Genomic DNA, 26466 nt, shown 5'->3' with positions numbered 1-26466 from the left:
CGTGAAGCAGATGACCCCGCCCGACTGGGTGGTCGAGGAATGGGTGGCCAACTGGTACCGCGCCCTCGACCGGCACGACGACATCGAGCGGCTCTGGTACCACCTGGCCGGCGACGAGGACCTCGTCATGGTCTTCCCCGAGGCCACCGCCCGCGGGCACGACGACTTCCGCAAGTGGTACGAGACCGTCACCAACCGCTTCTTCGACGAGCAGCACCGGGTCACCTCGGTGAAGGTCGGCGCGTGGCGGGACGGCGCGGCCACCATCGAGGTCGTCGTGAACTGGCAGGCCCGCGTCTGGAACCCGCCGGCGCCCACCAGCCTCTGGCTCGGCTTCGACGCCTACCAGACCTGGGAGATCGTCGCCGACGGGCCCGACCACCCGCGGATCAGGAAGTACGTCGTGGACCGTCTGGAGCCGATGCCGGGGAGCGCGGAGCTGTGAGCACACGAGAGACGATCGACCTCTACTACGAGTACGCCAACGCCGGCGACTGGTCGAGCTGGTGCGACCTGTTCGCCGACAAGGCCGTGGTCGACGAGCAGCTCGCCGGGCGCCTGGAGGGCCAGGACACCCTGCGCGAGGCCGTCGCCGGCTTCCCCGAGATGTACCGCTCGTTCAAGAACGTCCCCCGCCACGTCGTCGTCGACGGCGACCAGGCCGGCGTGGTGTCCCACCTGAGCGCGGTCACCGCCGGCGGCGAGCCCATCGAGGCCGAGGTCATGAACTACTTCCGGCTGGAGGGCGGCCGGATCTCCTACATGGCCAACTTCCACGACACGCTGCCCTTCCGCGGGCCCCTCGGGATGGAGGGCCGATGACGACGGAGGAGTTCGACTACGTCGTCGTCGGCGCGGGCGCGGCCGGCTCGGTGCTGACCCGCCGCCTGGTCGAGTCGGGCGAGGGATCGGTGCTGCTGCTGGAAGCCGGCGGGAGCTGGATCCCCTCCGGCGTGGACGCCGCGCCGCTGTGGTTCACGCTGCTCGGCTCGGACATCGACTGGGACTACCGCAGCGTGCCCCAGCCGGGACTGGGCGGGCGCAGCACCCACGAGCCGCGCGGCAAGGTCATCGGCGGCAGCAGCAACCTCTACATCATGATGCACATCCGCGGCCACCAGTCGGACTTCGACAACTGGGCCTACCAGGGCGCCGCGGGCTGGTCGTACGCCGACGTCCTGCCGTACTTCCAGCGCATGGAGGACCAGGAGGACAAGACCTGGGAGGGCACCGGCAGCGGAGGCCCGCAGACCGTCGTCAACGCCGGCCTGCACGACCCCAACCCCTACTCCCGGACCTTCCTCGACGCCTGCGCCGAGCTGGGCCACCCGATCATCCCCGACTTCAACGGGCCCGCCATGGCCGGCGCGGGCTGGCACCACATCAACGCCGAGGCGGGCCGCCGCCGGAGCGCGATGCACTGCTTCGTCGAGCCGATCCTCAACGACGAGCGGCTCACCCTGCGGCCCCGCGCGCGGGCCACCCGCCTGCTCTTCGAGGGCGACAGGTGCACCGGCGTGGAGTACGCCCAGGAGGCGCCGGTCCCGGAGAGCGGCGAGGGCCGCAGGCTCGCCGGGCGCGCGCTCGACGAGTCCGGCGGCACCGGCCTGCGGCGGGTGCGCGCCCGCCGCCAGGTCATCGTGTGCGCCGGGGCCATCGAGTCCCCCAAGCTCCTGATGCTCTCGGGCATCGGCGACCCCGGCCACCTGCGCGAGGCCGGCGTCGAGGTGCGCCACCCGCTGCCGGGAGTCGGGGCGAACTTCCACAACCACGTGCTCACCGGCGTCATCCGGGAGACGAGGGAGGCGGTCCCGCCGGGGGCGAACAACCTGTCGGAGGCCGCGCTGTTCACCTTCTCGCAGAGCGGCCTGCCCGCCCCCGACCTGCAGATCGCGTTCGTCCACGTGCCCTTCGACATCATCGTCGGGCAGAGCCACCCCAACGCGGTCAGCATCCTGCCGGGCGTCGTACGGCCCGCCTCGCGCGGCTGGGTCAGGCTGGCCTCCGCCGACCCGTTCGCACCGCCCCTGGTCAACCCCAACTACCTGGGCGACCGCTCCGACGTCGACCGGCTGGTCCAGGGCGTCGAGCTGGCCAGGGAGATCTTCGCGACCCGCGCCTTCGGCGAGGTGCTCGGCGACGAGCTCCTGCCCGGACCGGCGGCGGCCGACCGCGAGGCGCTCACCGCGTTCGTCCGCGAGCGCGCCGACACCTACCACCACCAGGTCGGCTCGTGCCGCATGGGGACCGACGACGACGCCGTCGTGGACCCCCGGCTGCGGGTACGCGGCGTCGAGGGGCTGCGCGTCGCCGACGCGAGCGTGATGCCGGCGGTGACCTCGGGCAACACCCACGCCGCGATCCAGATGATCGCCGAACGGTGCGCCGACTTCGTCCTGGGAGGCTCCCGTGGCTGACCTGCGCGGGGCGCGCGTCGCGGTCCTGATGGAGAGCGACTACTACGAGCCCGAGATCTTCTACTACCAGCGCCGCTTCGCCGAGGAGGGCATCCGCCTCGACCTGCTGACCCGGCTGTGGGGGCAGCCGGAGATCACCTTCACCGGCCACGAGTACCGGGCGCCGCTGACGGTGAACGGGTCGCTGGAGGGGCTGGACGACGACGCGCTGCGCTCCTACGACGCGATCGTCGTGCCGTCGGGCATGGTGGCCGACCGGCTCCGCTTCAGCGAGAAGCCGCTCGACCCCTCCCCGGCGACCGAGCTGATGCGGCGGGCGTTCGCCCTGCCCGAGGTGCTCAAGGGCGTCATCTGCCACGGCATGTGGCTGCTGGCCAAGGCGCCGGAGACGGTCCGCGGACGCCCCGTCACCTGCCACAACAACCTGGTCGGCGACGTGCTGAACATGGGCGCCGAGTACCGCGACGAGGACGTCGTGGTCGACGGCGACCTCGTCACCGGCCGCAGCGGCGCCCACTGCCACCTGTTCGCGCGCGCCCTGCTCGGCGAACTGGCCGCTCGGAGGAACGGGGAGAGGGCCGCATGAGGTGGTCGCACACCGCGCTGAACTGCAATGACGTGGACGTGACCGCCGAGTTCTACTGCCGGTGGTTCGGCTTCGCCCGCGCGGCGAGCTTCCCCGTGGGCGACTCCAAGATCCTCTTCCTCCGCAAGGGCGACGTCTACCTGGAGCTGTTCCAGGCCGGGGACGGCGCGCCCGGCGGCGACGGGCCGACCGCGGCCGGCACGCTGCGGCACATCGCCCTGCAGACCGACGACATCGACGAGGCCCTGGCCGGGATGGGCCCGCAGGCCCAGGTGTCGCTGGGCCCGCTGTGCTTCGACGACTTCATCCCGGGCTGGCGCACGGTGTGGGTGAAGGACCCCGACGGCACGGTCGTGGAGATAACGCAAGGTTTCAAGGACCAGACTTCCGAAGGCGGAGCAGATGGCCAGTGATGTTGGCTTCCGGTTCAGCGACCTGATCGCGGGCAGGGTCACCACCCCCCTGGACGCCAAGGGGACGTTCGGGCTCACCACGGCCGACGGCCGCGAGTTCGACGTCACCGTGGACGACACCACCTCCGCGGAGGTGCTGCGCAACCTCGAACACCCCTACCTCGACGCCGCCGACCACCGCGACGACATGATCAGGCCGGGTCAGGACCTCTTCGCCTACGGCGTGCACGCCCCGCAGGACCGCGGCTGGGAGTTCGACGCCAAGCGGCTGGTCTTCGTGGGCCGCCGGCCCGGCGAGTACCGCTTCGAGGAGCCGGACTGGTGGATCCACCAGCTCGACCGGATCGCCGCCTTCTACCGCAGGGCGCAGTTCGGCGCCGGCCCCGTCGACTACCGCGACTACCGCACCGTCCTGCGGCTCGACGGGCGGAAGACCTCAAGCCACGTGCAGGAGACCGACACCATCTCCCGCCTGGTGTACGGCATGGCCTCGGCGTACATGCTCACCGGGAAGGACGGGTATCTCGACGTCGCCGAGCGCGGCGTGGACTACCTGCGCGAGCACATGCGGTTCGCCGACCCGATGCACGACGTCACCTACTGGTACCACGGCATCGAGGTGCAGGAGGACCGGCCGGAGAAGAAGCTCTTCACCTCCGAGTTCTCCGACGACTACGACGCGATCCCGATGTACGAGCAGATCTACGCGCTGGCCGGGCCGACGCAGACCTACCGGGTCAACGGGGACCCGGCGATCCTGCGCGACGCCGAGGGCACGATCAGGTTGTTCGAGAACCACTTCCGCGACACCAAGGGCGGCGGCTACTTCAGCCACATCGACCCGATCTTCATGGATCCGCGGCACCCCTCCATCGCGCCCAACGACGCCAGGAAGAACTGGAACTCGGTCGGCGACCACGCGCCCGCCTACCTGATCAACCTCTACCTCGCGACGGGCCGCGAGGAGTACGCCGACTTCCTGGAGCGCACGTTCGACACCATCGCCGAGCACTTCCCCGAGGACGACTACAGCCCGTTCGTCCAGGAACGTTTCAACGAGGACTGGAGCCCCGACCGCGGCCACACCTGGCAACAGGACCGCGCGGTCGTCGGCCACAACCTCAAGATCGCATGGAACCTCATGCGGATGAACTCCCTGCGCGCCAAGAAGGACTACCGGGAGCTGGCCGAGCGGATCGCCCGGCGCATGCCCGAGGTCGGCAGCGACCAGCAGCGCGGCGGCTGGTACGACGTCGTGGAACGGACCAAGCCCGCCGGGGACCGCTGGTACCGGTTCGCCTGGCACGACCGCAAGGCCTGGTGGCAGCAGGAGCAGGCGATCCTCGCCTACCTCATCCTGGCCGGCGTCACCGGCGACCGGGAGTTCCTCCAGGAGGCCCGGCGCGCCTCCGCCTTCTACAACGCCTTCTTCCTCGACCACGACGAGGGAGCCGTCTACTTCAACGTGCTCGCCGACGGCATGCCCTACCTCCTCGGCACCGAGCGCTTCAAGGGCAGCCACTCGATGAGCATGTACCACTCCTCCGAGCTGTGCTACCTGGCCACCGTCTACACGAACCTGCTCGTCGAGAAGGAACCGCTCAACCTGTGGTTCAAGCCCATGCCGGGCGCCTTCCCCGACCGCACGCTGCGCGTCGCCCCCGACCTGCTGCCGCAGGGCTCGATCCGGATCGAGTCCGTGGAGGTCGACGGGAGCCCGTACCACCGGTTCGACGCCGAGGAGCTCCAGGTGGACCTCCCCGACACGCAGGACCGGCTCCCGGTCCGCGTCACCCTGTCCCCCGTGTCAGAGAAGTAAGGACGAGAGACGAGATGCCCACGCGAACACTCGACGTCACGGTCTCGAAAGAGGGCGAGCTGGCGGTGGTCGCACTCACCGGCGACCTGGACAGCAGGACGGCCCCCGTGGTCCAGGAACATGTCGGCAGGGCGCTGGCCGAGCACCGGCTGCTGGCGCTCGACCTGTCGAACCTGCGCTACATGTCCAGCGCCGGCCTGAGGGTCATGCTGCTGTCCTACCGGCAGGCGCAGTGCGCCAGCGGCCAGATGGCCGTGGTGGGACTGTCGGAGGAACTCCGGATGCTCATGAGCGCCGTCGGCTTCCTCAACTTCTTCACCGTCGCCGAGGACCTCGGCAAGGCGGCCGAACTGCTGACGGAGACACCATGACCAGTCCGATGCTGGACCGGATCGACTCCTACCCCACCCACCGCGTCTCCGGGTTCCCCGTACGGCACGGCAACCCGCTGCTGCCCGGCGCGACCTTCCTGCACGGCGGGGTGAACTTCGCCGTCTGCTCCGAGAACGCCACCGCGGTCAGCCTGGTGCTCTACCACCACGGCGACAGCGAGCCGTACGCCGAGCTGCCGATCCCCGACTCCTTCCGCACCGGGCACATCTGGGCGATCGTCGTCTACGAGCTGGACGGCCTGGACGACCTGGAGTACGGCTACCGCTGCGAGGGGCCGGCCGGCGAGCCGGGCGGGGTCCTGTCCGACCCCTACGCCAAGCTCGTGGCGGGCCGGGAGGTCTGGGGCCGGGAGCCCGACTGGTCCGAGCCCTACCAGCACAGGTCGAGGCTGATGTTCCACGACTTCGACTGGGGCGACGACACCGCGCCGCGCATCCCCCGCGAGGAGCTCGTCATCTACGAGGCGCACGTCCGCGGGTTCACCCGGCACCCCAGCTCCGCGGTGACCGCGCCGGGGACGTACGCGGGGCTGCGCGAGAAGCTCCCCTACCTGAAGTCACTCGGCATCAACGCCATCGAGCTCATGCCGATCTTCGAGTTCGACGAGTTCGAGAACAGCCGGGTCAACGCCGACACCGGCGAGCGGCTGTACAACTTCTGGGGCTACTCCACCGTCTCCTTCTACGCCCCGAAGTCCGGCTACGCCGCCAGCGGCAAGTACGGCATGGCCGGCGACGAGCTGAAGGCCCTGGTCCGCGAGTGCCACAGCCACGGCATCGAGGTGATCCTCGACGTGGTCTTCAACCACACCGCCGAGGGCAACCACGAGGGCCCGACGATCTCGTTCAAGGGACTGGACAACGACGTCTGGTACATGATGACCCCCGAGGGGTACTACTACAACTTCAGCGGCACCGGCAACACGATGAACTGCAACCACCCGGTGGTCCGCAAGTTCGTCCTCGACTGCCTGCGCTACTGGGCCGTCGAGTACCGCATCGACGGCTTCCGCTTCGACCTCGCGGCCATCCTGTCCAGGGACGTGGACGGCACGCCGCTGCCCAACCCGCCGATCCTGCAGGAGCTGGCCTTCGACCCGGTGCTGCGCGGCTGCGTCCTCATCGCCGAGGCGTGGGACGCGGCGGGCCTGTACGAGGTGGGGTCCTTCCCCAACTACCACCGCTGGTCGGAGTGGAACGGCCGCTACCGCGACACCATCCGCCGGTTCGTCAAGGGCGACACCGGGATGGTGGGGGAGATGGCCACCCGCTACGTCGGCTCCCCCGACCTCTACGCCGGGCGGGCGACGGCCGCGTCGATCAACTTCGTCACCGCGCACGACGGCTTCACCCTCTACGACCTGGTCTCCTACAACGACAAGCACAACGAGGCCAACGGCGAGGACAACCGGGACGGCGCGAACGACAACAACAGCTGGAACTGCGGCGCCGAGGGCGAGACCGACGACAAGGAGATCAACGACCTGCGCCGCCGCCAGGTCAAGAACTTCCTCGCGCTGCTGCTGACCAGCCAGGGCGTCCCCATGATCCTCGCCGGTGACGAGCGGGGCCGCACGCAGTGGGGCAACAACAACGCCTACTGCCACGACAGCGACCTGAGCTGGGTCGACTGGACGCCCAACCCGCTCACCGACGAGCTGGTCAGGTTCACCGGCGATCTCGTCAGGTTCCGCGCCGCCCACCCGGCCGTCCGTACGGCCGAGCACCCGACGGGACGCGAGGTACGGCCCGGTCTGGCGGAGATCAGCTGGCACGGGGTGACCGCCTACGCGCCCGACTGGTCGGACGGCAGCCGGCTGATGGCCGTCATGCGTTGCGCCCCGATGGGCGACGCCGTCGACTGCGTGTACGTCGTGGCGAACACGCACTGGGAAGAGCACGACGTCGAGCTGCCCCTGCTGCCGGACGGCGCGCTGTGGCGCCTGGCCGCCGACACCGGGGCGGCCGACTGCAGCTTCCCGCTGGGAGAGGAACCGGCCCTGGACGACCAGCACGTCCTGCGCGTCGGCCCCCGCTCGACGGTCGTGCTCTGCGCGCAGACCGTGTGATCAACCCGGATGACAGGGGATACGACATGTTCCAGGCAGATCTGATCACCAGTGGAGACACCGTCACCATCCAGATGAGCGGCGACCTCGACGCGCTGTCCGCGCCGAGCTTCCACGAGATCCTCCAGCAGGTGGCCACCCGCTCGCCCAAGAAGCTGTGCCTGGCGATGCACGGCCTCTCCTACATCTCCTCCGCGGGGGTGCGGGGACTCGTCTTCGCGCGGCAGAAGATGGGCGACGACATGGAGGTGGTCGTCGAGGGCGCCAACGAGAACGTCGCCGAGACCATCCGTATGACGGGGTTGCAGCACGCGATCACGATCCGTGAGTCGTTCTCCGCCTGACGCGCACCCGCATGGAGACCTTACGGGTGCCCGCGACCGTCGCCTCGCTGGTGGCGGTCGCGGAGTTCATCGGCGGCGCCGTGGCCGTCGCCGGCCTGGGCGACAAGGACGCCTACCGGTTGCGGCTCGCCGTCGACGAACTGATCACCAACGTCATCACGCACGGTTATCCGCCCGCCTCGGCGGGCGAGATCGAACTGCACTCCTCGGTCAGCGACGGCTGGGTGCTGTTCCTCATCGTCGACTTCGGGACGGAGTTCGACCCGACGTCCGGACACCGTCCGATCCCCGTCGTCGACCCCGACGACCTGCCGGTGGGAGGGTTCGGTTTGAGCCTCGCCAGGATGAGCGCCGACCGGCTCATCTACGAGCGCGTCGGAGGGCTGAACCGGACGATCGTCGTCGTCCGCCGCTCCGGCCGCGACCTGGTCGCCCATGACGACCGCCGGCCGCCATGGATGAGCTGACGCTCCTGGTCGTGGAAGGACCGGAGGAGAACGCCGCCGCCGAGACGCACGAGCTGACCAGGGCGCTGGCGGAGTGCGGCAACCGGCCGGTGCTCTCCTCCGGTCCGGAGGTCCTCGCGGGGGCGCACGACGCCCTCGAACCGGACCTCCTGCTGCTGCACGCCTCGCTGACCGCGAAGGAGGTGGCGCTGTTCGGCCAGAAGTGGCAGCACCTGCGCACGCCTCCGGGGGTGCTGCTGTTCTGCGGGCCCGACCACATCCCGCTGGACGCGCACCTCGACCACGAGATGGACTTCCTCGTCCCGCCGTTCACCCCGACGCTGGTCCGCAACCGGCTCGAACGGGGGCATCAGCGCAGGCGGCTGGCCCGCACCGCCGCCGAACTCGACCCCTACCCCTCCCTCAGCCTCCTTCAGCACGACCGCGACCTGAAGATCGGCAGGCAGATCCAGCAGGGGTTCCTGCCGCCGGAGCTGCCCTGCCCCGACGGCTGGGAGGTGGCGACGGGGTTCGAGCCCGCCCGGGAGGTCTCCGGCGACTTCTACGACGGGTTCTTCATGGCCGGCGGGCGGCGGGCGGCGTTCCTCGTCGCCGACGTCTGCGACAAGGGCATCGGGGCCGCCCTGTTCATGGCGCTGGTACGCACCCTGCTGCGGTTCTCGGCGCAGAACCTGTGGGCGGGCGGGGCCCTGGCGCCGTTCCTGCTGCCGACCCAGCAGGTCTTTCTCAGCTCGCCGAGCATCGGCGCCCTGCCGCTGCTGTCCACCGTGCACGGCGCCAACCGCTACCTCACCGCCAACCACCTCCAGCAGGCGTATTTCGTCACGCTGTTCTTCTGCGTGACCGACCCGGACTCCGGCCGGCTCCTCTACATCAACGCCGGGCACAACCCGCCGGTGCTGCTGCGCGCCTCCGGGGGGCACCGGCTGCTCCGGACGACGGGGCCGGCCGTCGGGCTCTGGCCCGACGCCGTCTTCACCATCGCCAGCGTCACCCTCGGGCCGTCCGACACGCTCTTCCTCTACACCGACGGCGTCACCGAGGCGAGGAACGCGGAAAGGGAGCTGTTCGGCCTGCCCCGCCTGGTTCGGCTGCTGAGCGGCATGTCCGGCGCCGGGGCGGGCGACATGGTCGGCAGGACCCTCGCGGAGGTCCAGGCGCACACCGGCCGGGCGCCGCAGTCGGACGACATCACCATGCTGGCGCTGCGGAGGAGCCGGTGACGGGGATGCGGATCGTGAGCGTCTCCTCCTCGTACGGGGGGACGGGGAAGACCACGCTGGCGGTGAACGTCGGGGTCGCGGCGGCGCGGAGCGGTCTGCGGGTGGCCATCGTGGACACCGCCATGCAGTCGCCCGGCCTGGCCGACGCGCTCGCCGTGCCGGCGACCTGGTCGCTCGCGGACTACCTGTGCGGCGACTGCGACATCGCGCGCGCGGTCCACCACCTCCCGCCGTGGGCGGCCGGCGGCGAGGGGGCGCTGTTCGCGGTGGCCGCGATCCGCGGCCACGAGGACGCGGCCGGCGCGCTGGTCGGGGGCTACGACCCGGGCCTGCTCGTCGAGGGGTGCCGGCGGCTGGTCGACGCGCTCGACCTCGACCTGCTCCTGCTGGACACCCCCGCCGGGCTCACCACGGAGGCGGTGGTCTGCGCCGGCATCGCCGACGTCAGCCTGCACGTGGACCGGATCCGCGGCAGGCCGCCCCTGCGGCTCTCGCCCTCGTTCCTGGTGATCAACATGGTGCCCGCGTCGCTGGCCGAGCCGGACGTCCTGCGCCAGGCCCGGTCGGTCCACGGGGACGTGCCCATGGCGGTCCTGCCGTACTCCCCGGAGTTCGCGCTCGCCGGCGCCGGGGAGGCGTTCGTCATCGCGCACCCCGAGCACGGGCTGTCCTCCCGGATCCGGGCGGTCGCGCGGGCGCTGACCGGGCAGCCGTTCCCGGGCCCGGCGCCCGGGTGAGCGGACGCCGGGCGGGAGCGGGGACGAGCGGACATCGGGCGGACATCGGGCGGACACCGGGCGGACACCCGGCGGGCACCGGGCGGGAGCCCGGGTGAGGGGGAGCCGGGTGCGCGGCGCCGGGCGGGCCGCCGCGGGCCTTCCGCTTCACGGTCCTTCGGAAAATGATTCACATCGTTGATTCAACCGGTTGTCACCGTCCGTGTCACGGTCGGTAATCCGGTTCCGTTCCGTATTTCCCGAAGAATAAGGCCGGGCCGGTTTCCCGTTCGGAAGAGGACCCAAAACAACAGAACGTCGCCGCACCCCGGGCCACAGTGACGATCGATGATCGATTTGGAAAGTTTTTCGCGCTTCTCGACACGGACAGATCACAGATGTACTTTGATCTGTGGCCGATCCGGCATCGGCAAGACGCACCAAAGGGCACGAAAGGGGTCACGGGTGCCGTCAGCAAAACAGGGGCAAAGCCGGCTTGGATCATCTTCCCATATCGCCGCCCTTGTCAGGGAGGAGATCTTGGAGGAGTTCTGTAGAGAACTTCTGGGATCGCTGAGCCGACGAGATCAGCGCAGGTGGGGGTGGATGTATATTCGGGGACTTCTCGTCTCCGACGGGCGGAAATCAATGCGCAGCATAGCCGCGACCTGCCGCCAGCCCGCCTCCCAGCAGAACCTCCAGCAGTTCGTCAGCAACTCCACCTGGCAATGGATGGAAGTCCGCCGGCGACTGGCCAGGATTATCTGCGGAAATCTCAAGGTCACCTCGTGGGTCATCTCACCGCTTGTCATTCCCAAGGCGGGCAGCAATACCGTCGGAGTTGACACGCAATTTGTCTCCCATTTAGGAAGGTCCGTCAACTGTCAGCGGGCGCTCGGCATATGGCTGGCACAGCCCGGGATGAGCTGCCCGATGGACTGGCATCTCGTCCTGCCGCCGAGCTGGACCGACGACACGTTCCGGCGCCGTTCGGCCGCCATTCCGTCCGATGTCAAGAGCGGTTCACCGTGGGGAATCGGCCTCGACGCGCTTGTCACGATCATCAATGACTGGGGACTGCCGGTACGGCCCGTCGTCCTGGACGCCCGCGAGGCCGACGCCGCGGAGGCGATCGCCGAACTGCACCGGCTGCGCATCCCGTTCATCGTCCGGGTGAACCGCGCGACCCGGTTCACCCGGACGGGATGGGGCGACGGCCGGCGGCACGAGGAGACGGGGCAGTCGGCCGAGTCCCTGGCCAGGTACCTCAAGGAACAACGCAGGGTGGTTCAGTGGCAGGACACCGAGCAGAGCGCCCACCAGGGGATCCTGGCCGCCGCGATGCACGTCGACGTGCCCGGCGCCGACACGGAGCCGGATCCCGCCCCCTCCCCTTTCACGCCGGTCAGCACCGACCTGCCGCCGGGGCGGCGGGCGTTCGTCCTCATCGCGGAGTGGCGCGACTCGGTCCAGGGCAGGCCCAGCTTCTGGGTGTCCAACCTCACCCGCATGTCGGTGCCGTCCCTCCTGGCCTGCGCCAATCTGGGCCGCCAGGTCTATCGGGACCAGGAGCGCATCAGCAGGCTCGTCGGCCTGTACGACTTCGAGGGCAGGTCGTTCGGCGGCTGGCACCGGCACGTCACCCTCGTGTCGGCCGCGCACGCCTTCATCGTCCTCAACCGCCTGCACACGCTGCTGGGCGAGACCCCCCGCGCCGGGAGCGCCACCACGACGCGGAACGCGAAATCTCCTTGGCAGGAGACCTGACTCATCTCCTGACAGGAGACCTGACTTGAGGATCGAGGTCACGTGATGACGGACGACAGGCTGAGCGCGCTGCTGCGGGAGGCGTCGCGCCTCGAACACGACATCCGCAGCGGGGAGGGGCCGGATCTCGGCGAGGACGTCGCGCGGCGGCTGCGCGACAGTGTGATCGCCCCGTTGCACAGGGCCGCCGGCGGGGACGGCGGCGCGGACGGCGATGGCGCGGACGGCGGCGTGTACGCGGGCGGCGGTGCGGGCGGTGACGGCGGCGCGGGCGAGGGCGCCGGCGGCACGCCCGCGGAGCGGCTGTGGACCCTCACCGTGGCGGCGACGGCCGAGCGGGCGCGGGCCGCCGGTACGGCGAGCGCCGGGCTGCAGGAGGCGACCGCCGCGCTCCAGGCGCTCTCCCTCCCGGCGGCCGGAGGCGAGGACGGGGACGGAAACGGGGCCGAGCGCCTGGCGGAGCTGCGCCGCCTGATGGCCGGGGTCGAGAGCGGGATCGAGGTCGCGGAGGACGGCCCCTACCTCGCGGCCAACGTCACCCTCTACTCCTGGCTGGGAGAGAGGATCGCCACGTGCCCCCAGGTCGCCCTCTGCCGGTGCGGCGCGTCGGAGACCAAGCCCCTGTGCGACGGGAGCCACTCCCGGATCGGCTTCTCCGGCGCCAAGGACCCCAAGCGGGTGCCCGACCAGGAGGACTCCTACCCCGGCGTCGGCGTGACCGTGCTGGACAACCGGGGGCTCTGCGCCCACTCGGGCTTCTGCACCGACCGGCTCGCCTCGGTGTTCCGGCTCGGCCGGGAACCCTTCGTCGCGCCCAGCGGCGGACGGGTGGACGAGATCATCGCGGCGGTGCGCGCCTGCCCGTCCGGCGCGCTGGGCCTCGCGATCGACGGCCGGGAGGCACGCGAGGTTGCCGACCCGGTCAGGGAACCGGCCGTCGAGGTGTCCAAGGACGGCCCGTACCGCGTCACCGGGGGCATCCGCCTGACCGGCGAGGGCGGCGCCGCCGTACCGCGCAACCGGGGCGCCTCGCCGGAGCACTACAGCCTGTGCCGGTGCGGGCACTCCCTCAACAAGCCGTTCTGCAGCGGCATGCACTGGAACACCTCGTTCAAGGACCCGGTGCCGGACCCCGACGGCGAGGTGACGCTGTTCGAGTGGACCGGGGGGCTGCCCGCGCTCACCCGGATGACCCGGCTGTTCTACGGCAAGCTCGTCCCCGAGGACCCGCTGATCGGCCCGCTGTTCGCGAGCATGTCGCCCGACCACCCGATCAGGGTCGCGAAATGGCTCGGCGAGGTCTTCGGCGGCCCGCACGCCTACAGCGAGGGGTACGGCGGGTACGAGCGGATGATCTCCCAGCACGTGGGGAGGTGCCTCACCGAGGAGCAGCGGGCGCGCTGGGTGGCGCTCATGTGCCGGGCCGCGGACCAGGCCGGGGTGCCGCAGGACGCCGAGTTCCGCGCCGCCTTCGTCGCCTATCTGGAGTGGGGGTCGCGGATCGCGCTGGAGAACTCCCAGCACGACGCCCAGCCGCCCGCGCACATGCCGGTGCCCCGCTGGTGGTGGGTGTGCGACGCCACCCCGGGAGCCCGACCCTCGGCCCTCGCCGTACCGGAGGAGAAGGAGCCGGTGACGCTGCCCGCCGACGGCGAGGCCGTCTCCTACGGCGCCCACATCAGATCCCTGTTCCGGCCGCAGGACCGCAACGCCATGCGGTTCGCGTTCGACCTGTGGTCCTGCGAGGACGTGCGGACGCACGCGGAGGAGATCCTGAAGCGGCTGCGCGGTGGGAGCATGCCGTGTGACGGGGCGTGGCCGGCGGAGTGGATCACCGCCTTCGAGCGGTGGACCGAGACCGGCATGGCCGAGTAGGACGCCGTCCCCGCGACCCCCCAGGTCACCCCGGTTCCGCCCGGACGCCGTGGGTATGGCCAGGCCATGAGCACTCCAGACGAGAACCAGCCGAAGACCGACACCGAACACCTGCTGGACGCCGCCCGGGAGGAAGGCGAGCAGGCGGAGGAGCGGCGGACCGGAGGCCCGGCCGCGGAGACCGCGTCCGGCACCGGATCCGCCGGTGACACGGAGATGAACGAAGCCGACTTCATGCGGCTGAAGGAGCTCAACCCCGACGACTTCGAGTGAGCCGGCCCGCCCGCGGCTCCCGGGTCGGTGGTCCGGGCGGCGGGCCCGCACGTCCTCGACGAGGGACCGGCTCTCAGCCGCTCGCCCTGGCGATGACCTCCTCCGCCGTGAGGGGGGCTCTGGGGTGGTGGGTCAGGCACATCGGGACCCGCGTCCTGGTGAACGCGCTCCCCTCGGGAGCCAGGTAGAACTGCCCCGCCGTCAGGCGGGAGACGTCGGTGACCTGCCCGCCCTTGGCCCGCGCCATCTCCTTGGCCGCCTCGATCTGGGCGGGGGCGTTGAGCAGGCCGAACAACTGGGTCGCCGCGTTCCCCGGGACCTGGTTGTGCAACCCCTTGGGCGCCTGGGTGGCGAACACCAGCCCGAGCCCGTACTTGCGCGCCTGGGCGGCCAGTACCAGCGTGCTCCGCGTGCAGGGGGTCATCGCGCCCGACGGCGCGAAGGTCTGGGCCTCGTCCATCACGAACAGCCCACCCAGCGGACGGTCACCGGCCGGATGCCTCCTGATCCAGGCGAACAACGCCATCTGCAACTGGTTGACGAACCCCTGCCGCTGCTCGTCCGACTGCAGGCCGACGAAGCTGATCACCGACACGCGCGCCCGCCTGCCCGGCGGCGGGGTGAGCAGGACACCGGGGTCGGCCGGGGTCCCGGCACCGGCGAACAGCGGGTCGTTGACCATCGCGGCCTTCAGCGTCTGGGCCAGCCCGGCGGCGACGCGCCCGGCGTCGCCGAGCCCGCTCACCCCGTCGGGCAGGTCGGCCAGCAGCTCGATGAGGCCCGGCAGTCCCTGCCCGCCCGCGCGCCCGTAGTGCGCGACGGCCTCCCGGAGGACGGCCTGCCCGATCAGTGCCCCTTTCGCCCTGGAGTCGAGCTTGGCGCGCGGCACGAGGGAGGAGACGGCCGCGTCCACCGCGGCGGCGAACTCGTCGGCGTCCCCGGCGACGCCCGCCAGGTCGGGGAGGGGCTGGAAGCTGAGCGGCCGTCCGGCGACGCGGCCCGGCGTCCAGACGACGACGTCGGTGGCGGCCAGGTACGCCGCCGCCTTCTCCGCGTCCCCGGGGCCCCACCGTTCCGGCGGCTCCGGCCAGCCGTCCCCGAGCCGCGCCAGGTCGTTGTTCGGGTCGAGCACGATCGCCGAGACGCCCTGGAGCGCGCACTCCTCGACCAGACGGCGGATGAGGACGGTCTTGCCCGAGCCGGAGCCCGCGAAGATCACCGCGTGCTTCCTGAGCGCCTCCAGCTCGATCCCGACGGGCCGCCCGCCGAGGACGGTGACACCGAGCGGGATGTACGGCGCGCCGCCCCCGATCCCGTTGGCCACATGTCCGGTCACGGGTCCGTCGGCCGCGGGGGCGGTGAGCGGGGTCCCGGTGAGCGCGGATGTGACGGTCGTGGCCCCACTGATCACGGTGACCCCGGCGGCGGTCCCGCTGGTCACGATGGGCCTGGCGGTCACGGGTGCCGGGACCACGGAACCGGTGGTCGCCGGTTCGGAGACCACGGATGCCGGGGCCGCGGAACCGATGGTCACCGGCTCGGAGGCCACCCGCCCGGGGTGCGCCGTCCCGGCGTCGCCCAGGGTCTCGGCCAGCAGCCTGACCTCCTGAGCCGGTCGCCGCGCGGCGAGCCAGGCCCGCAGGTCCGGCGGGTTCTCCGCGTACAGCTCCCGCAGCGCGGCCAGGATCCTGAGGTCCTCGTCGTCCACGTCCAGCACCCTGCCGCCCGACCGCTCGAACTCGGCGAGGGCGGCGACCGTACGGGGCCCCTTCGACCAGGGGATCCCGCGCAGCACGAACAGCCGCCTCCGGGGGACCTCCGCGGTCAGCCCGGCCATCACCGCTGCGGCGCGCAGACGGCTCAGCGCGGCCACCGGGTGGGGAGCGGCGATGGCGCGGAACGCCCAGTGCGCCTCGTCCTCGGTCTCCTCGTCCAGGGTGAGCCGGAGACGGGCGTGCAGCGGCGGCCTCTTGCTGGGCGGCGGATCGACGCTGAACCGGCGCCCGGCGTCACCGAGCCCGTCGATCCACGCCGACAGCCCCGCCGCCAGCAGCGCGGGCATCACCGCGTCCTCGATGTCGGCGTCCAGGGCGTCCGTCACATGGGCCTTCTGCCGGAGCTCGGCGAACCGGGTATCGATGTCGGTAAATCGAGAGGGGGTGCGGACACGAGCCGGATGCGGATCCGCTGTCCGGTCGAAGGATTCCAGCTCACGTGCTTCCCCATCGTCCAGGCAAGCTGTGACATGCTCATCAATCTTGATCAGGAGTCGCCTCGGGGTGTACTCACCAGCCGCTCCGAACGCAGCCGTCCGTATAGGCCACGTCGGATAAGGCGGGGTGAAACCGGATTCGACGAACCTGGTGGCGAACCGCTTCTCGACCAAGGCACGAGCGGTATCGGCATCCGGCAGCGGCTTGAGACTGGGCATTACGCGGAACCTGTCACGAGCGGTGCCGGTAGCGTACTTCTCGACGAGAACCCAGGTCTGGTCCAGACAGGAAACGATGGTCAAGGTCCTGCGGGTGATCTCGCGTAGCGCCATCAACCCACCCGCCACCTGATCGATCACGATCAGCTCACGCCAGTCGTGCGCCGCCGCACTTTCACCGGTGACCGGGGACTGCGCGACGAGGACATCGATCTGGTCGACGGCGATGATTGACGGCCCGGTCAGCGCGAGGAGACGGGAAAGATCCCGGACGATCTCCTGCGGCGTCTTCGGAAGGTGCCGGATGCCCCAGGCCGCACGTCCGCCTGGTTCTTCCTCTGGGAGCGCGAGCAGGAATCCATCGCCGACGTCCTGCACGCGGTAGTCGGTGTTCGCGCGCAGAACGAGGGCACGCAGAGTGTCCTTGGCGTCCTTCCCGACGTGCGGGTTGAACCGGCGCAGCGCGTCGGAGAAGGCGTCGAGTCCATCGCGCGTCACGGCACGATTTCCGATCACCTCTCGCTGCACCCAGCGCGGCACACCGGTCAGCTCGGACAGTCTCCGCAGCAGGATCTTGAGCTGGCTCTCGCCCTCACTGCCGTCCCGGGAGAGACCGTCGAGCATGGAGATCAGGGTGTTCTCCCAGAAGGTCCGCGCGTCCAGCAGGCCGACCAGGAAGAAGTAACCGCCCTCCCGCTGGATCCGCTCACGGACCCAGCCGAGCAGATGGGTCTTGCCCGTACCTCGCTGTCCGCGCAGGACCAACCCGATCGGGTTGACGGCACCGCCGCCGACCACGTCATCGAGCCCACTGGTGATTGCGCGCTCCACCGCCGGGTTCAGGCCCTCCACGTGGAAAGCCGATGGGCTCCACACGTCCTCCGGCCCTTCTGCCCAGTTGAATCTGAGCGTCTGGAGGACCTCCAGTTCCCGGCCGCTCATCGCGCCTCGATCGAGATGAGGTGCTTGTCCTCTCCACCGACGCTCACCGCTGCTTTTCTGGCTTCGGGGGTGAGTACCTTCTGGTTGTGCTCCGGCACGATGCTCACCTCCGGCAGGTGGATCATCCCCTTGAGCGCGCGGTCCACCTCGGCCTGGGTGAACCCGCCGAGCAGCGGGCGCAGCCGCGCCAGGCCGACCCAGGCGCCGGCCTCGGGAGCGAGTTCGGCGTAGGCGGCGCGGATGCGTTCGGTGACGTCCGCCTCCGCGGCGGGAGGTCCGGCGGACACCGCCGTCTCCCCCACAGTGCCGGGAGCCGTGTCGGGGACGGTGTCGCTTCCGGGGTGGAAGAAGTCGGCCGGCCGCTGCCCGGTCCGCGACAGGAACCGGCTCAGCCCGGTCAGCAGGGCGCGGCACATCGCCGCGGCCGAGCCGCTGGGCAGCGGGATGCCCGCCTCGATCATCTCCGCCATCCGGGCCCAGCCGGTGTCGGTCAGGGTGTGGACGAAGGCACGGCCTTCCTTGCGGCTCTCGACGAGTTTGAGGCCGTTCAGTTTCTCGCGTGATCGGCCGTCGAGTTTGAGGCCGTAACGTTCCTTGAGTTCGGGATTGGAAATTCCATCCGCCTCGGCCATCAGCACCACCAGAACCGACATTTCCGGAAGCGAGAATCCTGTTTCGGGCATGTCCTCATCCTTCTGACGGGCCACGGCGGGCTTGGAGAAATTTCTTCAGTTCGCGGAGCACGGAGGGCAGGTCGTTCATGACGCGGTCGTTGTCGAATCGCAGGACCGCGTAGCCGTCGCCGCGGAGCCGCGCGTCCCGCGCCCGGTCCCTGACGCGGTTCTCCGGGCTGCGGTGCTCCGGGCCGTCGAGTTCGACGACGCAGCGCTCCGCCCGCCACAGCAGGTCCACCCGGATGGGGCCGGTCAGCGGGCTCGGCTGGTACGTCTGGTTCCAGGCCCGGCCCGCGGCCCAGGCGCAGGAGCCGAGCGCCCGCTCCAGCGCGGACTCCACCGGGCTTCCCGGGTGCGTGCGCCCTTCGGCGGGGGATCCGGCCGGTAGCGCGGGCCGTACGGGCGTCTCCCCCGGGTCGCGGAACCGTCCGGGGCCCGGAGACGGCACGGGGCGCGCGGGTGGCGCGGTCGGCGCGGGCCGTGCGGGTGGCGTCCTCCGCGATGGTGACGGCACCGGCTCCACGGTCACCACCGGAATCCGGCCCGGGGCCGCGGGGCCCGCTCCGGTGATCCAGAACCCCAGGTCACCGTGGCGGATGAGCCATTCCCCGGCTCCCAGCAGTCTCTCCTCCCCGGCGGAGGACAGCCCCTCGGGGACCCGGACGAGGATCGCCGCGCATGGACGCCCGAAGCTCGCGGCGTACGCCAGGGCCAGACCGGCGGCGCGCACTTCGGCGGGCGTCCGGGGAGGGTTTCGGAACGTTCCATCCGTCAGCGAGCGCGCGGCGAGGTCGGCCAGGAAGGGGGCGAGGCCGCGCCTGCCGGACGCCAACCGCCCGGCGAGCTCCCGTACGGCCAGCACCGCGGCGCCTCCCGCCCCGCCCACACCCTCGGCGCCGGGCGGCCACGCCGGAAAGAGTGCGACGACGGCCCGCTCCAGTTCGTCGAGGACGGCGCCGACGATCTCACTCGTGGTCCGTGCCCCACCGACGAAAAGGCCTGCCCGTTCCCGGCCGGCCGAACAGGCGGCCTGTTCCCCTCCTGGGGAACAGGCGATCCGTTCCCGGTCTGCGGAACAGGTGAGAACGGCGGGAAGACCTTCGGGAAGCGCGTCCGCCGGCACCTCCACGGGCGCGGAATCCGCTCGGCGCACCCGGACGACATGTCGCATCGGCACTTCGGTCCACGACTGCGCCACGCCGTTTTCCTTTGACATATGGACGCTTCGACCTTGCAGAGGTTAGGGGAGCGAACAAGGTTACGCATGCGTTTTCAGTGAATTGTCGTGGAAATTCCACCGGTTCCACTTCTGCGGCCCGATGACCGGCTCTCCCGCCTCGCGGCCGGCTCACGTTGTCCGGAGCCGGCCGCACCGCCCACCGCTGCTCACCGCTGCTCGCCACTGCTCACCGCGAAGAGCCGGGCTCGTGTCAGGGTCACCGTCGCGGGCCGTGCCCGGCGACGGACGGTACGCGGTCTGACTATCTCGTGCCGAATAAAGTGGCCTCATGAGCGGTGAGACGGCGGAACGAGCTCCGGACGCGATCGACCTGGTCATCGAGGAGTGGCGCCGGGAACGGCCCGACCTCGACCTGTCGGCCATGGGGGTCTTCGGCCGTCTCTCCCGGCTGACGCGGCTCCTGGAGGCGGCGGTCGAGGAGGTGTTCGCGCGGCACGGCCTGCGGCAGGGCGAGTTCGACGTGCTGGCCGCGCTGCGCCGTTCCGGCCCGCCGTACACGCTGATCCCCTCGGAGCTGTCCGCGGTGCTGATGACGTCGCGCGCGGGCATGACCAACCGACTCGACCGGCTGGAGGCCGCGGGGCTGGTCAGGCGGAGCCTGGACCCCGCTGACCGCCGCAGCTTCCGCGTCGCCCTGACCGACGCGGGCCGCGAGGTCATCGACGCCGCGGTCACCGACCACGCGGCCGGCCTCGCCCGGCTGGCGGCCGGCCTGCCGCCGGAGGACGCCGCCGAGCTCGACCGGATCCTGCGCGCCATGCTGGCGGCCCGCACGCCGTCATGACCGCGGGGCCGACGGCACCGTCGGCGCCGTCGGTGCCGTCAGCGTCGGCGTGACCGCGTGGGTGCCGGTCCGGCGACGCGGCCCTTGTGAGCACCGGCTCGACCGGACGCCGGCCCGGCCGTCAGCGTGACTGCCGGACGCCGCGGCGCCAGACGTCGATGACGGCCCGGGTGGCGGTGATGTCACCGGTCGGGTCGCCCTCCACCAGTACCAGGTCCGCGCGGAGCCCCGGAGCGATCCGCCCGCGGTCGGTCAGCCCGAACCAGCGGGCCGGTACGGCGGTGGCGGCGGCGAGGGTCTCCTCCGGGGTGAGCCCCGCCTCGGTCAGGAGCACCATTTCCCGGTGCATGCCGGCGCCGTGCAGCGGGGCGAAGGGGGTCGCGTCCGTTCCGGCCAGCAACGGCACCCCGGCCCGGTGCAGCGCCCGGGCGGCGTGCAGGGCTCCTGCCACGCCCTCGGAGTAGACCGGGAGGGCGTCGGTGTCGCGGTCGCCGGCGACCCGGGCGTGTTCCGGCAGCCGCGACCGGATGCGCTCGTCCCGCATCAGTTCCGCGCCGCCGGGGCTGCCGGTGATCGCCTCGAAGTAGCTCAGCGTACTGACGACGAAGACCCCCTGGGCGGCGATCCGGGCCGCGAGATCATCGGCCGCGGAGTCCAGCGGGTCGGCGTCGAAGCAGACGTGCGCCAGGCCGTCGACACCCGCGTCCAGGGCGACGAGGGCGTCCTTCGTGGTGACCGCGTGGGCGATCGCCTGGAGACCGGCGTCGTGCGCGGCCTCGACCAGGGCGGCCACCACGTCGGGCCCGAGGACCGGCAGCGGCGTCCCGGACACCGTCCCGCCGTCGATGGCGATCTTCAGGTAGTCGGCGCCCTCGGCCAGTCGCGCCGCCACGAACGCCCGGGCCTGGCCGGCGTCCGCCACCGTCTCGAACGGCCCGACCGCGTCGCCCAGGGCGGCCATCCCCTCCGCGGCCATGAGCTGGCTCGGATGCCCGCCGGGGGCGGTGGCGAGGACGCCCGCGCTGCGGAGGTCGGCGACGTCGTCGCGTTCGGCGGCGATCCGCCGCTGCCGGGCGAGGTTCTGCGGCAGGCAGAACATGTCGAGCTCCGTGGTCACCCCGAACGTCAGCGCCTGGGCGAGGTCGCCGTCGAAGACGTGGGTGTGGGCGTCGATCAGGCCCGGAAGGACGGTCCTGCCGGAGCCGTCGATCTCGACGTCCGCCGGGCGGCCGTCGGGCTCGGCGATCAGGGCGCCGTCGATCAGGACGTCGGCGCGGGGGACGGTCCGTTCACCGTCGAAGACGCGGACATCGCGGATGAGGGTTCGCATCGGCATCTCTCTTCTCGGCCTCGCACTTTTGGTTAGCGATCGGATAGTAAGACGTCAAACTATCTTGGGTCAAACATCGTCCCGGGCACCCACGCGCCTCGAAGGGAGCGGAGTTACGGTGAATCCATGTCGAAGGCGCGCCTTTCCGGTGCGGAGGCCACCATGCTGGCCACGCTGTACTGCAGGGCCCTGGACGCCCGGTCGCCGCGTCCGATCCTGGGTGACACGCTGGCCGTGGCGGCCCTGCGGGAGATCGAGTTCGATCCCGCCGACACGGGGGTCCGCCGCGGCGACCATGTCACCATCGCGCTCCGGGGCAGGTTCCTCGACTCCTGGACCCGCGACTTCCTCGCCGGCCACCCCGAGGCGACCGTGCTGCACCTCGGCTGCGGCCTGGACAGCCGGGTGCACCGCGTCGATCCGGGTCCGGGCGTGCGGTGGTACGACGTGGACCGGCCCGCCGTGATCGATCTCAAGCGGGGGCTCTACCCGGCGCGCGACGGCTACGAGCTGGTGGCCGCATCCGTGACGGACCCCGCCTGGCTGGAGGAGGTGCCCGCCGACCGGCCGGTCCTCGTCGTCGCCGAGGGCCTGACCATGTACCTGGAGGAGGACGAGGGCCGGGCGCTCTTCCGGCGCGTCGTGGACCGCTTCCCCTCCGGGCGGTTCGTCTTCGACGGCTTCAGCGGGCTCGGTGTCCGGATGCAGTGGGCCAACCGGATCGTCCGGAAGGCCGGGGCCACCCTCCACTGGGGAATCGACGGCTGCGCGGAGCTGGAGACGATCGCCCCCGGGCTGCGGTGCACGGCGTCCGAGAGCGTCTTCGACGACCCCGGCTACACCGAGCTGAGCCGGGGATACCGGACGCTCGCGGCGGTCGCCCGGCGTCTGCCGGCGGTGCGGCGGATGTCGGTCTACTACCGGCTGGACTTCTGACGCGCTCCCGAGGCCCCGTACGGTGGACCGCCTTCGCCGGTTCTCTCGCGGCCACGGCGGTCCCGGGCTCCCCGGCCACGGCGCGGGGAGGGTCTTCGTCCGGAAGAGCCGGGAGGCGCGGACCGCCGGAAGGCGGGCCGGTCAGCGGTCGCGGCGCGTGAGCCTCCACAGGGCGGCGGCGGCTCCCGCGACCGCCCCGACACCGGCGCCCGTCGCCACGCCGGCGGCGAACCCGGCGCCGTCGTCGCCGGAGCCGCCGAAGCCCGCCACGGCCCACATGCTCACGACCGCGAGGAGCACGCAGACGGCCAGGATCAGCAGGAACCGCGCGCTGAAGAACAGCCGCCCGCCGGGCGCCGGGGGCGGGGAGCCGATCTCGGCCGCCGGGCCCACCGAGGCGGCCCCGGGACGCTTGAAGTACTCGTAGAGGAACCAGGTGCCGCAGGGTTCCCAGCCGTCCGGGGCGAGCCGCTCGGCCACGGCGCGCCTGCCCTCGGGCCACACCGTCTCCCGGCGGTACTCCCAGCGCTGCGGTCGCTCGGGGTCCCGGTGGCTGACGAACATTCCCCGCCGGTCGACCCGGTCGACCTCCCAGCCCTGCTCGCCGAACTCGTTGAGCCGCCGCTCGTCGGCGAAGATGTCGGCCGTCCACGACCAGCTCTCCCCGGCGGCGGCCGTCCGCTCGTCGCCGGCGGTCCCGTCGTCCCCGGTGGCCCCGGTGTCCCCGCCGAGGCCGTCGGCGAAGGCGGCGACGGGGCCGAACTCCTCCTCCGGGTCGGCGCCGCTCTCCGCGACGTGCCCGGCCAGCTCCTCGATCGTGGAGGCCACCCGCTCCGCCGGGACGCCCCTGTCGCGCAGCAGCGCGGCCAGCTCGTCGAAGTAGTCGCTCATCCGGCCGCCCCCTTGGTCAGCATGGCCCGTACGGATTCGTCGAAGGCGAGCCACAGCCCGCTCTGCTCGGTCAGCGTCTCGCGGCCCCGCTCGGTGAGCCGGTAGTAACGGCGGCCGGGGCCGCGCTCGGTGACCCGGAACTCGGCGGCGAGCAGACCCGCCTCCTCCAGCCGGTTGAGCACCGGGTAGAGGGTGCCGCCCTTGATCTGGCCCAGACCCGCCTCGGCGAGCGTCTTGGAGATCTCGTAGCCGTAGCTCTCGTCCTCGGTCAGGCTGGCCAGCACCAGCAGGTCGAGGACGCCTTTGAGCCAGCTCGCGCGTCGGTCGGTCGACATGACCTCATCCTCGCACGGTAGCGACGCCATCTAGCGTGTCACGCTTACCCGCCGGGACGAGGAGCAGCGAGCGGATGTCGACGACGGCGTGCAGGAGGATCGGAAGCAGCAGGCTGCCCGTCCTGAGGTACAGCATGGTGAGGCCGAACCCGGCCAGCGTCACCATGGCCATGCCTCGCCACCCCTGGTAGAGGTGACCGGCGACGAACACCGCGAGGGCCAGACCGGCGGCGACGGGAAGGGGCAGGCCGAGCACGCGCGTGCCCAGCGCGATGAGCAGCCCCCGGTAGACGATCTCCTCGCAGATCCCGGCGCTGACGGAGAGCACCAGGGCGCCCCGCCGCTCGGCCGGGGTGCGCGGCAGCATCGCCCGGAAGGCGGCCTGGCCGGGCACCGGCCTGCCCGCCCTGTTCATCCGGACGGCCACCAGAACGGCCACCGCCAACCCGATCGCGGCGCCGACCAGCATCCCGGCGGTGGTCCCCGGGTCGGCCGGGAGGACGAAGCCCACACCGGCCAGGTCGATCTCCGGGGACAGACCGACGACCAGGAGGGCCACCGCCGCCAGCGCCCACAGCTCCGTCGTCCAGGCGGTGAACATCCGGGTCAGGATCCTCCCGTCCCGGTCGCGCTCGCGCTCCAGGCGCGCGTAGGAGCGCCTGCCGAGCCAGGGGCTCACGAGGGCGAGATGGATGACGAGGGCCGCGGCGAGCACCAGGGGGGGCATGGGAGGTTCCTTTCGTTGTTCCGCCACCTAAACGATAGAGCAACCTAGTTAGAAATGCCACCTATGTAGGTGGACGACCGCCGGGGAGGATGAGGACCCGCCGACCCCAGGGTGAAGACTCGTCGTGGATCTCCGTCGACCGGCCGCCGCCCCGCCGGGACGGTCTCTCCGGGTCGAACGGGATCCACGCAGGAAGGGCCCTCCCTCCCCCGGGAGCCGGCGCGGGAGATCTCCCGGGAGCCGGTGCGGGAGGCGTTCTCCGCTCCGCGCGGAAGTTCCGCGCCGAACAGGAAGGGATCGCATGCCCGAGGCCGCACCCCCCGTACCCGCCTTCCGGACCCCCGAGGCCGAGAGGCGCTTCTCCGCCGCCTACGGGCGCGTCCTCGCGCGGTGGCCCGTCACCCCCGAGGAGATCGACGTCCCTTCGGAGTACGGCATCGCCCGGGTGCTGGCCTACGGGCCCGGGGACGCGCCCCCGCTGGTGCTGTCACACGGCGGCGGGGCGACTTCGGCGGTCTGGTTCGCCAACGTCGCGGCCCTGGCCACCACGCACCGCGTCTACGCGATCGACCGGATCGGCGAACCGGGACGCGGCACGCGGGGCGACAGGCCGATCCGTGACGAGGACGACCTGCTCGACTGGCTGGAGACGACGTTCACGGGCCTCGGCCTCGACCGGGCGGACCTGTGCGGACATTCGTACGGGGCCGAGCTGGCCCTCGCGTTCGCGCTGCGCGCGCCGCACCGGGTGCGCCGTCTCGCGCTCCTCGACCCCACCCGGTTCTTCACCGGGTTCAGCCCGCGCTACCTGCTGCGCGCCCTGCCGATGCTGCTGCGCCCGACCCCCGGGCGGGTGCGAGCCTTCACCGCCTGGGAGTCGGGCGGCACGCCCGTGGACGAGGACTGGCTGGAGCTCTACGTCTCGGGCTCGACGGACTTCCCACGATCGAAGATCATCACCATCCGCCGCCCGGACGCCGCCCGGCTGCGGGCCTCGGCCGTACCGACGCTCGTCGTGGCGGCGGAGCGCAGCCGGGCGCACGACGCCCAAGCGGTCGTCGCCGGTGCGCGGCGGCTGATGCCGCACGCCGAAACGGCCGTGCTGCCGGAGGTGTCGCACCACGGCATCCCGACCGAGCGACCGGAGGCGCTGAACCGCCTGCTGCTGGGGTTCTTCGCCCCCGAGGACGCGGCGCCGCCCACCGCCGGGTGAGCGTGCCGCACCCGATCACACTGGACCGCGCGCCGTACCCGATCGCGTGGGACGGCGCGCGCCGTGGCCGGTCACGTCGGGTGGGCGATCGTCGACAGCAGCGCGTTCTCGGCCTGGCGCGAGTCCAGGCGGGTGTGCTGGACCACCACGGGGACGTCGCTGCGGATGACCGAGGCGTACGGCGTGTCACGCGGCACGGGCTCGGGGTCGGTCAGGTCGTTGAACCGCTGGTGCACCGTGCGCCGCGCGGGCACCGTCACCCGGTACGGCCCGGCCGGCTCGCGGTCGGCGAAGTACAGCGTGATCTCGACGTGCGCGTCCTCGTCCGCCGCGTTGAGGATGCACGCGGTCTCGTGACTGAGCATCTCCGGCTCGGGGCCGGTGCCGCCCGAGGGGATGTAGCCCTCCGGGATGGCCCATGTGGTGGTGCCCACCGCCGTCATCGCGCCTCCTGCCCTCGCGTCCGGCACGCGTCCGTCGCCGTCCTCGCCGCTCTCCGGACCTCCGTGCGTCCGTCGTCACCCCCGCCATTCCCGGTTCGCGTGCGTGTGTACCCCCCGTCACGCAGGGAAACGAGTCCGCATGACTCCATTGACGACGTA

At 71.5% G+C, this 26466-nt stretch carries 26 protein-coding genes; 18 read left to right on the top strand and 8 right to left on the bottom strand.

All coding sequences use genetic code 11. From position 1 onward, the window contains the following. Window position 1: 1 nt before the first annotated feature. The 15 genes from HDA43_RS17805 to HDA43_RS17735 all read left to right on the top strand — a co-directional run bounded on the left by HDA43_RS17805 (window position 2) and on the right by HDA43_RS17735 (window position 14361). Entirely contained in the window at window positions 2–445 is a 444-nt protein-coding gene (locus HDA43_RS17805) for a nuclear transport factor 2 family protein (protein WP_218911760.1), read from the top strand. Beyond that, a complete protein-coding gene (locus tag HDA43_RS17800) occupies window positions 442–822 on the top strand; it encodes a nuclear transport factor 2 family protein (RefSeq protein ID WP_179822207.1) in 381 nt (126 codons plus the stop codon). Before HDA43_RS17805 ends, HDA43_RS17800 begins: the two co-directional genes overlap by 4 nt. Continuing rightward, window positions 819–2417 (top strand): GMC family oxidoreductase, encoded by a 1599-nt coding sequence (locus tag HDA43_RS17795; protein WP_179822205.1) that lies wholly within the window; start codon window positions 819–821, stop codon window positions 2415–2417. The genes HDA43_RS17800 and HDA43_RS17795 overlap by 4 nt, the downstream gene beginning before the upstream one ends. Then, window positions 2410–3003 carry a DJ-1/PfpI family protein gene (locus tag HDA43_RS17790; protein ID WP_218911759.1) on the top strand — a complete coding sequence of 198 codons (594 nt, stop codon included), beginning with the start codon at window positions 2410–2412 and terminating at the stop codon, window positions 3001–3003. The genes HDA43_RS17795 and HDA43_RS17790 overlap by 8 nt, the downstream gene beginning before the upstream one ends. Further along, window positions 3000–3416: a VOC family protein gene (locus HDA43_RS17785; RefSeq protein ID WP_179822202.1), complete on the top strand. Its 417-nt coding sequence runs from the start codon at window positions 3000–3002 to the stop codon at window positions 3414–3416. The genes HDA43_RS17790 and HDA43_RS17785 overlap by 4 nt, the downstream gene beginning before the upstream one ends. Continuing rightward, the gene (locus tag HDA43_RS17780) at window positions 3406–5235 is read left to right on the top strand and encodes an AGE family epimerase/isomerase (RefSeq protein ID WP_179822200.1); all 1830 of its coding nucleotides are present in this window, start codon (window positions 3406–3408) and stop codon (window positions 5233–5235) included. Before HDA43_RS17785 ends, HDA43_RS17780 begins: the two co-directional genes overlap by 11 nt. A 14-nt stretch (window positions 5236–5249) precedes the next feature. Continuing rightward, window positions 5250–5606, top strand: a complete 357-nt coding sequence (locus tag HDA43_RS17775; protein WP_179822198.1) for an STAS domain-containing protein — start codon at window positions 5250–5252, stop codon at window positions 5604–5606. Then, window positions 5603–7696 carry a glycogen debranching protein gene (locus tag HDA43_RS17770; protein WP_179822195.1) on the top strand — a complete coding sequence of 698 codons (2094 nt, stop codon included), beginning with the start codon at window positions 5603–5605 and terminating at the stop codon, window positions 7694–7696. The genes HDA43_RS17775 and HDA43_RS17770 overlap by 4 nt, the downstream gene beginning before the upstream one ends. A gap of 26 nt (window positions 7697–7722) precedes the next feature. Then, entirely contained in the window at window positions 7723–8040 is a 318-nt protein-coding gene (locus tag HDA43_RS17765) for an STAS domain-containing protein (RefSeq protein WP_179822192.1), read from the top strand. A gap of 26 nt (window positions 8041–8066) precedes the next feature. Continuing rightward, window positions 8067–8507, top strand: coding sequence for an ATP-binding protein (locus HDA43_RS17760; RefSeq protein ID WP_179822190.1), 441 nt, complete (start codon window positions 8067–8069; stop codon window positions 8505–8507). Then, window positions 8495–9730 (top strand): PP2C family protein-serine/threonine phosphatase, encoded by a 1236-nt coding sequence (locus HDA43_RS17755; RefSeq protein WP_179822187.1) that lies wholly within the window; start codon window positions 8495–8497, stop codon window positions 9728–9730. Before HDA43_RS17760 ends, HDA43_RS17755 begins: the two co-directional genes overlap by 13 nt. Window positions 9731–9735: 5 nt before the next feature. Continuing rightward, complete coding sequence (locus tag HDA43_RS17750) at window positions 9736–10467, top strand: MinD/ParA family ATP-binding protein (RefSeq protein WP_179822185.1); 732 nt, start codon at window positions 9736–9738, stop codon at window positions 10465–10467. A 327-nt stretch (window positions 10468–10794) separates the two neighbouring features. Then, the gene (locus HDA43_RS17745; protein WP_281395127.1) at window positions 10795–12213 is read left to right on the top strand and encodes an IS701 family transposase; all 1419 of its coding nucleotides are present in this window, start codon (window positions 10795–10797) and stop codon (window positions 12211–12213) included. A 45-nt stretch (window positions 12214–12258) separates the two neighbouring features. Beyond that, window positions 12259–14088: a CDGSH iron-sulfur domain-containing protein gene (locus tag HDA43_RS17740; protein ID WP_179822174.1), complete on the top strand. Its 1830-nt coding sequence runs from the start codon at window positions 12259–12261 to the stop codon at window positions 14086–14088. A 66-nt stretch (window positions 14089–14154) separates the two neighbouring features. Then, window positions 14155–14361, top strand: coding sequence for a hypothetical protein (locus tag HDA43_RS17735; protein WP_179822171.1), 207 nt, complete (start codon window positions 14155–14157; stop codon window positions 14359–14361). A 73-nt stretch (window positions 14362–14434) separates the two neighbouring features. Here the strand turns inward: HDA43_RS17735 and HDA43_RS17730 are convergent, their stop codons facing one another. Genes HDA43_RS17730 through HDA43_RS17720 form a run of 3 tightly spaced genes read right to left on the bottom strand, consistent with a single transcriptional unit; the run spans window position 14435 to window position 19294 of the window. Continuing rightward, on the bottom strand, window positions 14435–17734 hold the full coding sequence (locus HDA43_RS17730) for an ATP-binding protein (RefSeq protein ID WP_179822169.1): 3300 nt from the start codon (window positions 17732–17734) through the stop codon (window positions 14435–14437). Then, complete coding sequence (locus HDA43_RS17725) at window positions 17731–18387, bottom strand: hypothetical protein (RefSeq protein ID WP_179822166.1); 657 nt, start codon at window positions 18385–18387, stop codon at window positions 17731–17733. Before HDA43_RS17725 ends, HDA43_RS17730 begins: the two co-directional genes overlap by 4 nt. Window positions 18388–18421: 34 nt before the next feature. Then, on the bottom strand, window positions 18422–19294 hold the full coding sequence (locus HDA43_RS17720; protein WP_179822163.1) for a DUF559 domain-containing protein: 873 nt from the start codon (window positions 19292–19294) through the stop codon (window positions 18422–18424). 622 nt (window positions 19295–19916) lie between these two features. Between HDA43_RS17720 and HDA43_RS17715 the strand changes: the two genes are divergently transcribed. Next, window positions 19917–20432, top strand: a complete 516-nt coding sequence (locus tag HDA43_RS17715; protein ID WP_179822160.1) for a MarR family winged helix-turn-helix transcriptional regulator — start codon at window positions 19917–19919, stop codon at window positions 20430–20432. A 121-nt stretch (window positions 20433–20553) separates the two neighbouring features. On the opposite strand, the gene HDA43_RS17710 is transcribed toward HDA43_RS17715, so the two are convergent. Continuing rightward, window positions 20554–21762, bottom strand: coding sequence for an amidohydrolase family protein (locus tag HDA43_RS17710; protein WP_179822158.1), 1209 nt, complete (start codon window positions 21760–21762; stop codon window positions 20554–20556). A 126-nt stretch (window positions 21763–21888) separates the two neighbouring features. Here HDA43_RS17710 and HDA43_RS17705 point away from each other — a divergent pair, with 126 nt between their 5' ends. Beyond that, a complete protein-coding gene (locus HDA43_RS17705) occupies window positions 21889–22698 on the top strand; it encodes a class I SAM-dependent methyltransferase (protein WP_179822156.1) in 810 nt (269 codons plus the stop codon). Window positions 22699–22839: 141 nt separating this feature from the next. Here the strand turns inward: HDA43_RS17705 and HDA43_RS17700 are convergent, their stop codons facing one another. Genes HDA43_RS17700 through HDA43_RS17690 form a run of 3 tightly spaced genes read right to left on the bottom strand, consistent with a single transcriptional unit; the run spans window position 22840 to window position 24651 of the window. Then, window positions 22840–23589, bottom strand: coding sequence for a DUF2812 domain-containing protein (locus HDA43_RS17700; protein ID WP_179822153.1), 750 nt, complete (start codon window positions 23587–23589; stop codon window positions 22840–22842). Beyond that, entirely contained in the window at window positions 23586–23924 is a 339-nt protein-coding gene (locus HDA43_RS17695; RefSeq protein WP_179822150.1) for a PadR family transcriptional regulator, read from the bottom strand. Before HDA43_RS17695 ends, HDA43_RS17700 begins: the two co-directional genes overlap by 4 nt. Window positions 23925–23928: 4 nt before the next feature. After that, entirely contained in the window at window positions 23929–24651 is a 723-nt protein-coding gene (locus HDA43_RS17690; protein ID WP_179822147.1) for a CPBP family intramembrane glutamic endopeptidase, read from the bottom strand. A gap of 301 nt (window positions 24652–24952) precedes the next feature. Between HDA43_RS17690 and HDA43_RS17685 the strand changes: the two genes are divergently transcribed. Further along, on the top strand, window positions 24953–25864 hold the full coding sequence (locus HDA43_RS17685) for an alpha/beta fold hydrolase (RefSeq protein ID WP_179822145.1): 912 nt from the start codon (window positions 24953–24955) through the stop codon (window positions 25862–25864). Window positions 25865–25935: 71 nt separating this feature from the next. Here HDA43_RS17685 and HDA43_RS17680 read toward each other — a convergent pair whose 3' ends face one another. Beyond that, window positions 25936–26307, bottom strand: a complete 372-nt coding sequence (locus HDA43_RS17680) for a sensory rhodopsin transducer (RefSeq protein ID WP_179822143.1) — start codon at window positions 26305–26307, stop codon at window positions 25936–25938. Window positions 26308–26466 lie beyond the last annotated feature (159 nt).

Source organism: Streptosporangium sandarakinum (assembly GCF_013409935.1).
Lineage (GTDB): Bacteria > Actinomycetota > Actinomycetes > Streptosporangiales > Streptosporangiaceae > Streptosporangium > Streptosporangium nondiastaticum.
The sequence above is the reverse complement of the archived record's forward strand: the minus strand, read 5'-3'. Positions and strand labels throughout refer to the sequence as shown.